The following is a 14,230-nucleotide window of genomic DNA, read 5'->3' as shown; positions in this document are numbered from 1 at the left end:
GGATGCTCAAGCGCCTGATGGACATCGTGGTCTCGGGCGGCGCCCTGCTGGCGCTCAGCCCGGTGCTGCTCGCCATCGCGCTGTGGGTGCGCTGGGATTCGGCGGGCGGGGCGTTGTTTCGCCAGGAGCGGGTGGGTCGGCACGGGCGCAGCTTTCACATCTACAAGTTCCGCTCCATGCACACCTGGGCCGACCGGGCGGGCCCGGCCATTACCGTGGGGGAGGACGCGCGCATCACCCGCGCCGGGCGTTGGTTGCGCCACAGCAAGCTCGACGAACTGCCCCAGCTGTTCAACGTGCTCAAGGGCGACATGAGCTTGGTGGGCCCACGGCCCGAGGTGCCGCGCTATGTGGCGATGTACCCGGCCGAGCTCAGAGCCATCGTGCTGAGCGTGCGCCCGGGCATCACCGACCTGGCGTCCATCGCCTTTCGCAACGAAAGCGCGCTGCTGGCGCAGAGCGCCGACCCCGAGCGCACCTACGTGCAAGAGATCCTGCCCGTGAAGCTCGACTATGCCGCGCGCTATGCGCGCAACCACAGCGTGTGGCAGGACCTGCGGATCCTGGCCCGGACGGTGCACGCCGTGCTGCGCCCGGATGCATCGCCGGGCCAGGATACGCCGCGCTGAGCCACCGCAGCGACCGCGCAGGGCCGCCCACAGTGCCCAAAAACCGGCACTGCACGGGTAAAAAACCGGGTTGTGCCCGCCAAGCCGATAAAATCAAGGGTTGGCTGCCGCAGACTCCCTGACAGCCCCTTATTTTCGACGCACCACGCTCGCACCGCATTGACAGCACCTATGTCTGAACAGAACACCCCTCCAGTGCCCCCGGACGACAACAAGCTCATGGCCGAGCGCCGCGAAAAGCTCCGCGCGCTGCGCGAAACCCAGGCCCAGGGCGGCGCCGTGGCCTTCCCCAACAATTTCAAGCCAGCGAACAAGGCGGCCGAGTTGCACCTGACCTATGGCCCACTCGATGCCGAGGCCCTGGAGGCCAATCCGGCCACGGTGAGCGTGGCCGGCCGCATGATGCTCAAGCGCGTGATGGGCAAGGCCAGCTTTGCCACGGTGCAGGACGGATCCCTGGGCGACACCGGCGGCCAGATCCAGCTGTACGTGACCCGCGATGCGCTGGGCGAAGAGGCCTATGCGGCCTTCAAGCACTGGGATCTGGGCGACATCGTGGGCGCCGAGGGCACCACGTTCAAGACCAAGACCGGCGAGCTGTCGATCAAGGTCACGCGCCTGCGCTTGTTGACCAAGAGCCTGCGCCCGCTGCCCGATAAGTTCCACGGCATGGCCGACCAAGAGCAGAAGTACCGCCAGCGCTATGTGGACCTGATCACCGACGAACAGGCGCGCAGGCGCTTCATCGCGCGCAGCAAGGCCGTGAGCGGCCTGCGCGAGTTCATGGTGGACCACGGCTTCCTTGAGGTCGAGACGCCCATGCTGCACCCGATCCCGGGCGGTGCCAATGCCAAGCCCTTCGTGACGCACCACAACGCGCTCGAGCAGGAGATGTACCTGCGCATCGCGCCGGAGCTGTACTTGAAGCGCCTGATCGTGGGCGGTTTCGAGCGCGTGTTCGAGATCAACCGCAGCTACCGCAACGAAGGTATCTCTGTGCGCCACAACCCCGAGTTCACCATGATGGAGTTCTACGCGGCGTACTGGAACTACCTGGACCTGATGGACTTCACCGAGACGCTGATCCGCGAAGTGGCGCTCAAGGCCACGGGCTCGCTGCAGCTGACCTACCAGGGGCGCGCGGTGGACCTGTCGCAGCCGTTTGCGCGCCTGACGATCCGCGAAGCCATCTTCCAGTACACCGAGGCAGGCGCCCATGTGGACGACGCCGCGTGGCTGATCAGTGCACTGAAGAAGCTGGGCCTGAACGAAGAAAAGAACAAGCTGTCCACGCGTTCGCTGGCCAGCCTGCAGGTGCTGTATTTCGAAGAGACGGTGGAAGACAAGCTGTGGCTGCCCACCTTCATCATGGAGCACCCCACCGAAATCTCGCCGCTGGCGCGTGCCAACGACACCCGGCCCGAGGTGACCGAGCGCTTTGAGCTGTACATCACCGGGCGCGAGTTCGGCAATGGTTTCAGCGAGCTCAACGACGCCGAGGACCAGGCCGCGCGTTTCCACGCCCAGGTGGCCGCCAAGGACAGCGGTGACGACGAGGCCATGTTCTACGACCACGATTTCGTGCGCGCGCTGGAGTACGGCATGCCTCCCACGGGCGGCTGCGGCATCGGCATCGACCGCCTGATGATGCTGTTGACCGATAGCCCGAGCATCCGCGACGTGATACTGTTCCCAGCATTGCGGCGGGAGTCCTGAGCGGCTGCTGCGCAACGCCCTTCGCTTCAAGGAGAGCTACCGTGCCCTTCACCCCCAGCAGCGCGCCCTACCCTGCAGCGCACGCCACTGCGTCCTCCCGCAACAGTTTTTCGGTACTGGTGGTGGAGGACCAGAATTCGGTGAGGGCTGCGCTGGTGGCCGAGCTGCGGCACGCAGGGGTGTCGGAGATCTTCGAGGCCCCCGAAGGCGCAGCGGCACTGCACCTGTTCAAGACACATCGGCCGGACCTGGTGCTGCTGGACATCCGGCTGCCCGGCAAGGACGGCTACTGGGTGGCCCAGCAGATGCGCGAGAGCGAGGCGGGTGACTGGACGCCCATCATCTTCCTCTCGGGCCTGGACAATGAACTCGACGTATGGCGCGGCATTGAGGTGGGGGGCGACGACTACCTGGTCAAGCCCGTCAAGCCCATCGTGCTGATGGCCAAGCTGCGCGCCATGCAGCGCCTTCTGGACATGCGCCGGCGGCTGGTGTCGGTATCGGCCGAATTGCACCTGGCCAACCAGCGCCTCAACGAGATGGTGGAAGTGGACTCGCTGACCGGCCTGGTGAACCGCCGGGGCTTTGACCGCATGCTGCACAACGAGATCCTATCGGCCCGGCGTGACGGCACGCCGCTCACGCTGATGCTCTGCGACCTGGACCATTTCAAGCTGTTCAACGATGCCAGCGGCCACGTGCAGGGAGACGCCTGCCTGAAAGAGGTGGGGCGGTTGCTGCGCGAGGTGTGCGTGCGGCCGCGCGACGTGGCTTCGCGCTATGGCGGCGAAGAGTTCGCACTGATCCTGCCCAACACCCCGCGCTCTGGCGCCATGACCTTTGCGCGGGCCCTGGGCCAGTTGCTCAAGGTGCGCGGCATTGCCCACCCCGACTCGCCGCTGGGGGACACGCTGACGCTGTCGGGTGGCATCACCACCTGCGTACCCGACGACAGCACCAATGCCGAGAGCATGATCATGCGCGCCGACCAGGCCCTGTATGCGGCCAAGGCCCAGGGCCGCAACCGCTTTTTCAGTTTCGAGATGCAGATGGACACCGTGGAGCAATTGCGCAGCTGATGGCGATCTTTTCCGTTTTCTGCGCGCCCGAGCGCGCCCTTTTTCCATGGCCACCAACGGTCTGCATGTTTTGAAGACACGGCTCCCGGACTGGGTGCAGGACTGGCTCGATGTGATCGTGCCCGGCCTGCAGATCCTGCTGGTCGTTTTTGTGGCCTGGATGCTGCAGCGCCTGCTGCGGCGCCTGGTGGCGCGTGCCGCCGCCCACTACCAGTTGCCCGACGAGCTGCTGGTACCCATCAAGGGATTGATACGCTGGACCATCGTGGCCAGCGCCTCCCTGCTGGTGCTCGAACGCATGGGGGTTTCGGCCACGGTGCTGTGGACGGCCCTGACGGGCTTTGCCACCGTGGGCGCCGTGGCTTTTTTCGCGGCGTGGAGCGTGTTGTCCAACCTGTTCTGCGCGCTGCTGATCTTCACGGTGCGGCCGTTCCGCGTGGGCGACTACATCGAGGTGCTGGACACGGCAGAAAAGCCCGGCGCCAAAGGCCGGGTGGTGGACATCAACCTGCTGTACACCACGCTCGAAGACCACCTCCATGCGGGCCCGGATGGCACCTGGCTGCAGATACCCAATGCCCTGATCTTCCAGCGCGTGATACGGCGTTGGAGAGGGCCGCCCCCGCCCCTGGCGGCACCTGTGGCGGAACCCGCTCCAGCACTGCCCGCGCAGAGCGCTCCATCAGCGTATCCAGCACCCTGAGCCTGCGGCAGCAGGCCTCGATCGCTTCAGGGCAGCAGGTCCAGCGCCTGCAGGTAGGCCGGCTGGTACATGAGGTCGTCCCAGGCCTGGGGAAGGGTCTCGGGCAGCAGGGCGATGCGGCGCGACTCGCTGTCCACGCTGGGCTGCCAGCGGCCCTGGGCCTGCGCATCCGCCAGGCCGCCCAGCAGTTCGTCCACGGCCTTGCCATCGCCCACGCTCTGGTTGCACAGCAGCACCAGGTCGCAGCCGGCCTCCAGCGCGGCCAAGGCGCCATCGGTGTAACTGACCAGTTGGCCGTCGAGGCGGCGGGCTCCTTCCATGCTCAGGTCGTCGCTGAAGATGGCGCCGTCAAAGCGCATCTCGCGGCGCAGGATGTCCTGCAGCCAGCGTTGGGAGAACCCGGCGGGGCGGCTGTCCACCTTGGGGTAGATCACGTGGGCCGGCATCACGCTGGTGAGCGTGCTGCTGAGCCAGGGGTAGGGCGCCGCGTCATCGGCCAGGATGGCCTTGAGGCTGCGCGTGTCCACCGGCACCTCGGTGTGCGAGTCAGCCTTGACGAAACCATGGCCAGGGAAATGCTTGCCGCAATTGGCCATGCCGGCCTGCAGCAGCCCATGCATGAGGCTCTTGGCGAGCAGCGCCACGACGCGCGGATCGCGGTGGAAGGAGCGGTCGCCGATCACGCCGCTGCGCGAGCCGGCGTCTTCGTCCTGCCAGTCGAGGTCGAGCACCGGGGTGAACGAGAAATCCACGCCGCAGGCGCGCAGTTCGGTGCCCAGCACATAGCCTGCGGCGGTGGCGGCATTGGTGGCGCGCAGGGCGCCGCTGCCGGCAACCGCCTTGGCGCCCTTGCCATCGTCCATCCACATCGCGCCCAGGGCGCGCATGGGCGGCAGGTGGGTGAAGCCGTCGGTGCGAAAGCGCTGCACGCGCCCGCCTTCATGGTCCACGCAGACCAGCAGATCATCGCGCACGGCCTTGATGGCGCTGGTCAGGCCCAGCAACTGGGCCCGGTTTTCCCAGTTGCGGGCGAACAGGATCACGCCGCCGGTGAGCGGGTGGGCCAGGCGGCGGCGGTCGTCGGCGCTGAGCGCGGTGCCGGCCACATCGAGGATGACGGGTGCGTGTTCGGTCATGGGTTTTTCGAAATCAGGGGAAATGAAATTGCGGATACGCGAGCGAATGCGTGCTCGTGGGGATCAAGGCGCTTTTTCGACCACGCAGAAGCTGGCGGCGTAGTCCGTCTCGTCCGTGACGCTCAGGTGGGCCTGCAGGCCACGCTCTTCGAACCATTCCTTGAGCGCGCCGTGCAGCACGATCACGGGTTGGCCCGAAGGCAGCTTGGCCACTTCGCAATGGCGCCAGGTCATGGGCATGCGCATCCCGAGGCCGATGGCCTTGCTGAAGGCTTCCTTGGCGGAAAAGCGCGTGGCCAGATAGCGCAGACCCCGGTCCGGCCAGCGGGCCGTGCGCGCACGCCAGGTGGCGAGCTCGCCCTGCGACAGCACCTTTTCGGCGAAGCGGTCGCCATGGCGCTCCAGGCTGGCCTGGATACGGCGCACGTCGCAGATGTCGGTTCCGATACCGTAGATCATGGCAAGGCGCTCAGCCTGCTGCGGCGATGCAGGCGTTGTAGGCCTGCACGGTGGCGGCGTAGCCCAGCTCCAATGCATCGGCGATCAGCGCGTGGCCAATGGACACCTCCAGCACGCCGGGCACCTCGCGCACGAAAGCGGTGAGGTTGTCGCGGTTCAGGTCATGGCCGGCATTGACGCCCAGCCCGGCGTCGAGCGCGGCCTGGGCGGCGGTGCGGTAACGCTCCAGCTGTTCTGCCTGTCCAGGCGTACCCCAGGCGTCGGCATAGGGCTCGGTGTAAAGCTCGACGCGGTCGGCGCCCACGGCCTTGGCCGCGGCCATGGCCTCGGGAATGGGGTCCATAAACAGGCTTACGCGCACGCCCAGGGCCTTGCACTCGGCGATCAGGGGCGCCAGGCGAGCGGCGTCCTGCGGAAAACTCCAGCCATGGTCGCTGGTGAACTGGTCTTCGCTGTCGGGCACGAAGGTGGCCTGGTGCGGGCGCACCTGGCGGATGAAGTCCATGAGGTTCTGCGAGGGGTTGCCCTCGATGTTGTACTCCCGGTCGGGCCAGGCCTTCATGAGCTCGGCCAGCTCGAACACGTCATGGCTGCGGATGTGGCGTTCGTCCGGACGGGGATGCACGGTGATGCCCCGCGCGCCGGCTTCAAGGCACACCTGGGCCGCACGCGTGACACTGGGAATGCCCAGGTGGCGCGTGTTGCGCACCAGGGCGACCTTGTTGACGTTGACCGACAGGGCGGTACGGTGCGGCGTGGGGTGTGGCATGCGGTATGTAGAGGTCAGAGAGACTGCAGATCCATCATGAGCTGGCGGGTGCGCAGCGTGGGACTGCCGCAATGGTATTGCAAGAGCGCCCGCAACTGGGGCTTGAGCTCGGCAGCCACCGGAGCGCAGGCGCGCAGGGTGGCGGTGTAGCTGGATGCATTGCTGTCAAGTGCCGCCTGCAGGGCCTGCCACTGGCTTCCGGGCAGCGCGACGCGATCGCCCGGCGAGGCAGCACGCAGCCCCCCTTCGGCGACCAGCGTGTAGCGCGTGCTGGCATGCAAGGGCTCCAGGGTCATGGTCTGCGCGTCCAGGCTGGGCAGCAGGCCGATTTCGCGCAGCAGCAGCAGCTCGAAACTGCGCAGCACGGGCTCGAGTGCATCGCCATGCTCGCTGGCGAGCACGCGCACCACGCCGGCATAGTCATCGAACAGCGCAGTGTGTGCATCAGCCCGCGCCAGCAGGCGCAGCAGCAGCTCATTGAGGTACATGCCCGACAGCAGGGCATCACCCGTCGGCATGACATGCCCGCCAACCCACTCGGCCCCCTTGAGCGTGTGGATGTCGGCCGAGCCATCGCCCGACAGGGTGTAGGTGAGCAAGAGCGGCTGCAGCGGCAGCAGCACGGGGCGAAAATTGGAGGTGGGCTTCTTGGCGCCTTTGGCGACCAGGGCGACACGGCCCTGGCGGCGACAGAACACCTCCAGGATCAGGCTCGACTCGCTCCAATCGTAGCTGTGCAGTACGAAGGCCGGTTCATCGGAAATGCGCTTGGCAACGGCCATGGGCGGCTTTCAGCCAGGCCGCAGGCGTTGAAGCGCCTCTGCACGGAGCAGCGCGGCGGCCATCCTCACTCGTAACCGAAGGAGCGCACACGCGCCTCGTCATCGGCCCAGCCCGAGCGCACCTTGACCCATAGCTCCAGGAACACCTTGGCATCCATGAGCTTTTCGAGTTCCTGGCGGGCTTCGGTGCCGATGCGCTTCAAGCGCTCGCCCTTGTCGCCGATGACCATCATCTTGTGGTTGTCGCGCTCGACCACAATGGTGGCGGCGATCTTCACGAGGCGCTTGTGCTGCTTGCTCGCCTCTTCCTCAAACTTGTCGATGACCACAGTGGAGGTGTAAGGCAACTCGTCACCCGTGAAGCGGAACAGCTTTTCGCGCACGGTTTCGCCGGCCAGGAATTTCTCGCTGCGGTCGGTGAGCTCGTCCTCGCCATACCACCAGGCCTGCTCGGGCAGGTATTTGGCGCAGATACCGAAGAGACGCTCGATATCGCCCTTGTTCTTGGCCGACATGGGCACGAATTCGGCGAACGGGTGGCGCTCCTGCATGCTCTTGAGCCAGGGGGCCAGCTCGGCACGGCGGTTGACCATGTCGAGCTTGTTGGCAATCAGCAAGGTGGGAATGCCGGGCTTGAACAGCGACAGCACCTTGGCGTCGGCCAGCGTGAAGTTGCCCGCCTCCACGACGAAGAGGATCAGGTCCACGTCGCCGATGGCGCCCATCACGGTCTTGTTGAGCGACTTGTTCAGGGCCGTGGCATGCCGGGTCTGAAAACCTGGGGTGTCGACAAAGACGAACTGGGTCTGCTCGCGCGTGCGGATGCCGGTGATGCGGTGGCGCGTGGTCTGTGCCTTGCGCGAGGTGATGCTGATCTTCTGGCCCACCAGTGCATTGAGCAGGGTGGACTTGCCCACGTTGGGCTTGCCGACGATGGCAATCACGCCGCAGCGCTGGCCTGGCATGGCCGCAGGTGCACCTGCAGCCGCCAGCATGGCATCCAGATCCCCCGGGGTTTGGGGATGGTCTGCAGGGGTACCGGCATCGCCCGCTGTGTCGTTGGTGGCGTTGTCGTCGTTCATAGATTCTTTGCTTTCAGTGTGGCCAGCATGGCCGCTGCCGCAGCCTGCTCACCGGCACGGCGGGAGCCGCCGATGCCACGCTCTATCAGGCCCAGTTCGGGAATATCGCACTCGACATCGAAGGTCTGGCGGTGCGCCGCCCCCACGGTGGCCACGACGGCATACTGCGGAAGCTTCATTTTGCGGCCCTGGAGCCACTCCTGCAACGCGGTCTTCGGGTCTTTGGAGGCCGCCTGCATCTGCGGGTTGATCTCCATGGCCTGGAACAGGCGGTGCACCAGGGCTTCGGCCTGGATGTAACCGGCGTCGAGGTAGACCGCGCCGATCAGCGCCTCCAGCGCATCGGCAAGGATCGAAGGACGCTGGTGGCCACCGGATTTGGATTCACCCTCACCGAGGCGCAACACCTCGGACACACGCAGGCGCAGGGACAACTGGTGCAGGGTGTCCTGCTTGACCAGGTTGGCCCGCACGCGCGAGAGGTCGCCTTCAGGCAAGGACCCCAGGCGCTGGTACAGAAGACTCGCTACCGCGAGGTTCAGGACGGAGTCCCCCAGGAACTCCAGCCGCTCATTGTGGTCGGCCGAAAAGCTGCGGTGCGTAATGGCACGTTGCAGCAGCAAGGGGTCGGAAAAGGGGTGCTGCAGGCGGTCCTGCAGCGCAAGAAGACTGGGGGACACTACTTGGTCTGTCCCTCGAAGCGGTAGACGAGATAAGCTGGACCAGCGAGGGGGATCTCGCGTGAATACTTGAAGCTCACCACAGTCTTGTCACCGCGCTTGGTGACCTCCAGATCCTTGCCCTGTACTGAGCTGATGTTGTCAATCGCTCCAGCCCGGTCAAAGTTGCCGCGTACACCAGCAACCGTGGTCTCTTCCCTGGCTGCCTTGGTTGCCGCCTTGTTGATCGCCTGGTACTCCAGAAAGATCGGCACAGACTGCCCGCCGATGGCAAACGCGGCCACGCAGATCAACCCAATGAAAATCACGCCAATGAACGACAGACCACGCTGGCGCGAACGGCTGGCAAAACGGTTGGAATACATACTCTCCCCTCTCCGTGCTTACTGATTAAAACAGGCCATGGATCATTGGAAAGACCCGATGCGCCTGGGGTTGCTGAAATTCATCCAGACGAAAAAGGCCTTGCCCACAATGTTGGCGTCGGGCACAAAGCCCCAATAGCGAGAATCCAGCGAATTGTCGCGGTTGTCCCCCATCATGAAATAGTGGCCTTCCGGCACTTTGCACACCACGCCTTCAACACTGTAGCGGCAGTTGTCACGATACGCAAAACTGGTCGCACCCTGGATGAAGGCGGGAGCATCCGGATAGTTCAGCAACCGGTGTGCCTTGCCATCGATCTGCTCTTCGAGTTGCGGGTAGTACTTCACTTCGTCCAGAAAATCCGGGACGGCCGTGGTGGGCACCACCTGCCCGTTGATCGTGAGGCGCTTGTTCAGGTACGCCACTTCGTCGCCCGGCACGCCGATCACGCGCTTGATGTAGTCCAGACTGGGCTGCGGCGGGTAGCGGAACACCATGACATCGCCGCGCGCAGGCTTGTTGCCCTCGATGATCTTGGTGTTGATCACCGGCAGGCGCACGCCATAGGTGAACTTGTTCACCAGGATCAGGTCGCCTACCAGCAAGGTCGGGATCATCGAGCCGGAGGGAATCTTGAACGGTTCGAATAGAAAAGAGCGCAGCACGAACACCGCTGCGATCACCGGGAACAGCCCGGCCGTCCAGTCCAGCCACCAAGGCTGCATGAGCAGGCGCCCCTGGGCTTCCTGCACATCCAGATCCACCTTCTGGATGCCCATGCGGTCCAGTTCAGCCCGGCGCTGCACGGCAGCGTCTTCGATCGCCTGGGCTGCACGGCGGCGCTGCGGCAGGAAGTACAGCCGCTCGGCCAGCCAGAAGGCCCCCGTAACCACTGTGGACAGGAACAACAGCAGCGCAAAATTGCCCTCGATGAGGCCAAAGTACCAGGACCCCACGTAGCCAAGAAAGGCAGCCAGGATGGCGGCCGTGAGAATTTGCATGAACTGCATCAATCTTCCACCTGCAAAATGGCGAGGAAGGCCTCTTGGGGCACCTCGACCGAACCGATCTGCTTCATCCGCTTCTTGCCCGCCTTCTGCTTTTCGAGCAGCTTGCGCTTGCGGGAGATGTCCCCGCCATAGCACTTGGCCAGCACGTTCTTGCGCAGGGCCTTGATGGTCTCGCGCGCAATAATGTTGGCGCCGATGGCGGCTTGGATGGCCACGTCGTACATCTGGCGGCTGATGATCTCGCGCATCTTGCCCACCACGGCCCGGCCGCGGTACTGCGACTGCGAACGGTGCACGATGATGGACAGCGCATCGACCTTCTCGCCGTTGAGCAGGATGTCCACCTTGACCACGTCGGATGCGCGGTATTCCTTGAACTCGTAGTCCATCGACGCATAGCCGCGCGAGACGGACTTGAGCTTGTCGAAGAAGTCCAGGACGATCTCGCCCAGCGGCATCTCATAGGTCAGCATGACCTGGCGGCCATGGTAGGCCATGTTGATCTGCACACCGCGCTTCTGGTTGGCCAGCGTCATCACCGGGCCCACGTAGTCCTGGGGCATGTACAGGTGCACCGTGACGATGGGCTCGCGCACCTCTTCCAGGCGGCCCTGGTCGGGCATCTTGGACGGGTTCTCGACCATGACGGTCTCGCCATCGGCGCGGACCACCTGGTAGACCACGCTGGGCGCGGTGGTGATCAGGTCCTGGTCGAACTCGCGCTCCAGGCGCTCCTGCACGATCTCCATGTGCAGCAGGCCCAGGAAGCCGCAGCGAAAGCCGAAACCCAGCGCCTGGCTGACCTCGGGCTCGTAGTGCAGCGAGGCGTCATTGAGCTTGAGCTTTTCCAGCGCATCGCGCAGCGAGTCGTACTCGCTGGCTTCGGTCGGGTACAGGCCTGCAAACACCTGGGGCTGGATTTCCTTGAAACCCGGCAGCGCTTCAGTGGCGGGACCGGCATTGTTGGGCAGCTTCTTTTCCAGCGTGATGGTGTCGCCCACCTTGGCGGCCTGCAGCTCCTTGATGCCTGCGATGATGTAGCCCACTTGGCCCGCGTCAAGCGAGTTGCGCGGCTCGTTGGCGGGGGTGAACACGCCCAGGTTGTCCGCGTTGTACACCGCTTCGCTGGCCATCATCTTGATGCGCTCGCCCTTGAGCAGGCGGCCATCGACCACGCGCACCAGCATCACCACGCCCACGTAACTGTCGAACCAGCTGTCGACGATCATCGCGCGCAGCGGACCGTCGGCATTGCCACGCGGTGCGGGCACCTTGGCCACGATGGCTTCGAGGATCTCGTCGATGCCCATGCCGGTCTTGGCCGAGCAGGGAATTGCATGCTCTGCATCGATGCCGATCACGTCCTCGATCTCGGCCTTCGCATTCTCTGGATCGGCATTGGGCAGGTCCATCTTGTTGAGCACCGGCACCACTTCCACACCGAGGTCCAGCGCGGTGTAGCAGTTGGCCACGGTCTGTGCTTCCACGCCCTGCGAGGCATCGACAACAAGCAGCGCGCCTTCGCATGCGGACAGCGAACGGCTCACCTCGTACGAGAAGTCGACATGACCTGGCGTGTCGATCAGATTGAGGTTGTAGACCTGCCCATCCTGGGCCTTGTACTGCAGCGCAGCGGTCTGCGCCTTGATGGTTATCCCACGCTCTTTTTCGATGTCCATCGAGTCCAGAACCTGGGCCTCCATATCGCGGTCTGCAAGGCCACCACATCGCTGGATCAAGCGGTCAGCCAACGTCGACTTGCCATGGTCGATGTGCGCAATGATGGAAAAATTTCTGATGTGGTTCATCAACGGGAAGCGTCAAGTAATTGAATTAAAACGGCGCGCACAAGAAAAAAGGGCGCGTCGAGTGGCGACGCGCCCTGAACCAACAATCATTGGCAACTGCGATAGTTGGATCTTCATTGTAGGCAAAAAGCGGGTCGGAAGCAGCCCGGCACTGGCACGAAAAGGGTCGTTGCCTGACTGCAACAGGGATTTTATACACAGTTTATTCACAGATTCAGTCCGCGCGATGATGAACAACTTGTGGGTGAGCTGTGGATCAGCTGTGCATGAACACGGTGCATCCCGCATGGTGGAGCAGGAACCGTTCAATATGCACATAACGGTTGAACAGACCCCTGCATTCTATCGAAACTGGTTGATGCCCCGTTCCGGAAGTTAGCGAAAGCTAACCTCTAAGTTTTTTTCAGGGCCGCAGCAGGGGCCCGCCTCCAGGGAGTTATTTGGGAAAACCCATCAAATACCGAGGGAATAGCCCATGGGACTACCCCTTTGCCCATCTGGAATTCGGCCACCTCCTCCTTCAGCGCAGAGGGCGGATCACCGCATATTGGGCCCACTCGCCGCGGCGATAGAGCAGACTCAAGGGCTTGCTCTTGTCCGCCTTGGACACGACCGACTCGAAGTCCTTGAGGCCCGCGATCTCCGTATTGGCCACAGACAGAATCACATCGCCTTCACGCAGGCCCGCCCGCGCAGCGGCATCGGTGGCCGATGCCACGGCCACGCCGCCCTTGAGCTTGAGTTCCTTCTTCTGTGCATCGGTGAGTTCAAGCACGGAAAGACCCAGTTGCTGGGCTGCCGCCGACGCCTTGGGCTTCTCCTCGCGCTCCACGGCCTTGGCGACCGGCTTGTCGGGTTCGATTTCGGCGATGGTGATGGTCAGGTCGCGCGCGCTGCCGCGGCGGAACACCGTGATGGCACTCTTGGTACCGGGCTTGGTGTTGCCCACCAGGCGCGGCAGGTCGGCCACCTTCTCGATGGGCTTGCCGTCGAAGCGGGTGATGATGTCCCCTGCCTCGACCCCGGCCTTGTCGGCCGGCGAGCCCGACTCCACCCCCGTCACCATTGCACCCTGCGACTTGCCCAGACCAATCGCGTCGGCCACGTCCTTGCTCACCGCGCCGATCTGCACGCCAATGCGGCCCCGGGTCACGCGGCCCGACGAGCGCAACTGCTCGCTGACGCGGATCGCTTCGTCCATCGGGATCGCAAACGAGATGCCCATGAAACCACCCGAACGCGAGTAGATCTGGCTGTTGATCCCCACCACCTCGCCGCGCATGTTGATCAGCGGGCCACCGGAATTGCCGGGGTTGATGGCCACGTCGGTCTGGATGAAGGGCAGGTAGTCGCCCGTGTCGCGCTGCTTGGCGCTCACGATGCCGGCGGTCACGCTGTTTTCCAGGCCGAAGGGCGAGCCGATGGCCATGACCCACTCACCCACCTTGAGGCGACTCACGTCGCCCACCTTCACAGCCGGCAACCCGGTGGCCTCGATCTTGACCACGGCCACGTCGGTGCGCTTGTCGACACCCACGATGCGCGCCTTGAACTCGCGCTTGTCGGTGAGCGTAACGATGACCTCATCGGCCCCCTCGACCACGTGCGCATTGGTCATCACGAAGCCATCGGCCGTGAGGATGAAGCCCGAGCCCACGCCGCGCGGTTGCGCCTCCTCATCCTGCTGCGGACGCTGAGGGCGCTGCTGGCGCGGCACGTTGGGAATCGGCACGCCGAAGCGGCGGAAGAACTCCGCCATCTCCTCGTCCATGCCGTTGGCGCCCGAACGCTCGGACGCCTTCTCGCGCGTTCGGATGTTCACCACCGACGGACCAACCTGGTCCACCAGGTCAGTGAAGTCCGGCAAGCCCCGGACCACGGCAGACTGCGCCATGGCCGCGCCCTGGGGCAGCACCGCCACGCTGGCCACCGTCGCCACCACGCCCGAAACGGCGAGGGCGCGCAGCATACTCCAATCAAACTTGGGCATCATCGACCTTTCAAATTGTGG

General features: G+C 64.4%; 14 protein-coding genes. 4 read left to right on the top strand and 10 right to left on the bottom strand.

The window, feature by feature from the left end; genetic code table 11:
- The first annotated feature begins 2 nt into the window (after positions 1–2).
- The 4 genes from ASE31_RS13485 to ASE31_RS13470 all read left to right on the top strand — a co-directional run bounded on the left by ASE31_RS13485 (position 3) and on the right by ASE31_RS13470 (position 4,127).
- A complete protein-coding gene (locus ASE31_RS13485) occupies positions 3–629 on the top strand; it encodes a sugar transferase (protein ID WP_057202117.1) in 627 nt (208 codons plus the stop codon).
- A 171-nt stretch (positions 630–800) separates the two neighbouring features.
- Positions 801–2,345, top strand: a complete 1,545-nt coding sequence (gene lysS / locus ASE31_RS13480; RefSeq protein WP_057202116.1) for a lysine--tRNA ligase — start codon at positions 801–803, stop codon at positions 2,343–2,345.
- 41 nt (positions 2,346–2,386) lie between these two features.
- Positions 2,387–3,424, top strand: a complete 1,038-nt coding sequence (locus ASE31_RS13475; protein ID WP_057202115.1) for a diguanylate cyclase domain-containing protein — start codon at positions 2,387–2,389, stop codon at positions 3,422–3,424.
- A 46-nt stretch (positions 3,425–3,470) separates the two neighbouring features.
- Positions 3,471–4,127, top strand: a complete 657-nt coding sequence (locus tag ASE31_RS13470) for a mechanosensitive ion channel family protein (protein ID WP_057202114.1) — start codon at positions 3,471–3,473, stop codon at positions 4,125–4,127.
- A gap of 26 nt (positions 4,128–4,153) precedes the next feature.
- Here the strand turns inward: ASE31_RS13470 and nagZ are convergent, their stop codons facing one another.
- From nagZ to ASE31_RS13420, 10 genes are all read right to left on the bottom strand, one after another.
- Complete coding sequence (nagZ, locus tag ASE31_RS13465) at positions 4,154–5,263, bottom strand: beta-N-acetylhexosaminidase (protein WP_057202113.1); 1,110 nt, start codon at positions 5,261–5,263, stop codon at positions 4,154–4,156.
- A gap of 63 nt (positions 5,264–5,326) precedes the next feature.
- Complete coding sequence (gene acpS, locus ASE31_RS13460; RefSeq protein WP_057202112.1) at positions 5,327–5,722, bottom strand: holo-ACP synthase; 396 nt, start codon at positions 5,720–5,722, stop codon at positions 5,327–5,329.
- Between the two features lie 10 nt (positions 5,723–5,732).
- Positions 5,733–6,491: a pyridoxine 5'-phosphate synthase gene (locus ASE31_RS13455; RefSeq protein WP_057202111.1), complete on the bottom strand. Its 759-nt coding sequence runs from the start codon at positions 6,489–6,491 to the stop codon at positions 5,733–5,735.
- Between the two features lie 14 nt (positions 6,492–6,505).
- Complete coding sequence (gene recO, locus ASE31_RS13450; RefSeq protein ID WP_057202110.1) at positions 6,506–7,273, bottom strand: DNA repair protein RecO; 768 nt, start codon at positions 7,271–7,273, stop codon at positions 6,506–6,508.
- Positions 7,274–7,338: 65 nt separating this feature from the next.
- Complete coding sequence (gene era / locus ASE31_RS13445; RefSeq protein WP_057202109.1) at positions 7,339–8,355, bottom strand: GTPase Era; 1,017 nt, start codon at positions 8,353–8,355, stop codon at positions 7,339–7,341.
- Entirely contained in the window at positions 8,352–9,035 is a 684-nt protein-coding gene (gene rnc, locus ASE31_RS13440) for a ribonuclease III (protein ID WP_057202108.1), read from the bottom strand. Before rnc ends, era begins: the two co-directional genes overlap by 4 nt.
- Positions 9,035–9,400 carry a DUF4845 domain-containing protein gene (locus ASE31_RS13435; RefSeq protein ID WP_057202107.1) on the bottom strand — a complete coding sequence of 122 codons (366 nt, stop codon included), beginning with the start codon at positions 9,398–9,400 and terminating at the stop codon, positions 9,035–9,037. The genes rnc and ASE31_RS13435 overlap by 1 nt, the downstream gene beginning before the upstream one ends.
- A 42-nt stretch (positions 9,401–9,442) precedes the next feature.
- Entirely contained in the window at positions 9,443–10,411 is a 969-nt protein-coding gene (gene lepB / locus ASE31_RS13430; protein ID WP_057202106.1) for a signal peptidase I, read from the bottom strand.
- Positions 10,411–12,219, bottom strand: a complete 1,809-nt coding sequence (lepA, locus tag ASE31_RS13425) for a translation elongation factor 4 (RefSeq protein ID WP_057202105.1) — start codon at positions 12,217–12,219, stop codon at positions 10,411–10,413. The genes lepB and lepA overlap by 1 nt, the downstream gene beginning before the upstream one ends.
- Positions 12,220–12,739: 520 nt before the next feature.
- The gene (locus tag ASE31_RS13420; protein ID WP_057202559.1) at positions 12,740–14,209 is read right to left on the bottom strand and encodes a Do family serine endopeptidase; all 1,470 of its coding nucleotides are present in this window, start codon (positions 14,207–14,209) and stop codon (positions 12,740–12,742) included.
- Positions 14,210–14,230: the final 21 nt, after the last annotated feature.

The organism is Acidovorax sp. Root217 (genome assembly GCF_001428645.1).
In the GTDB taxonomy this organism is placed as follows: Bacteria; Pseudomonadota; Gammaproteobacteria; order Burkholderiales; family Burkholderiaceae_C; genus Acidovorax.
This window is presented reverse-complemented; position numbering and strand designations above follow the sequence as displayed.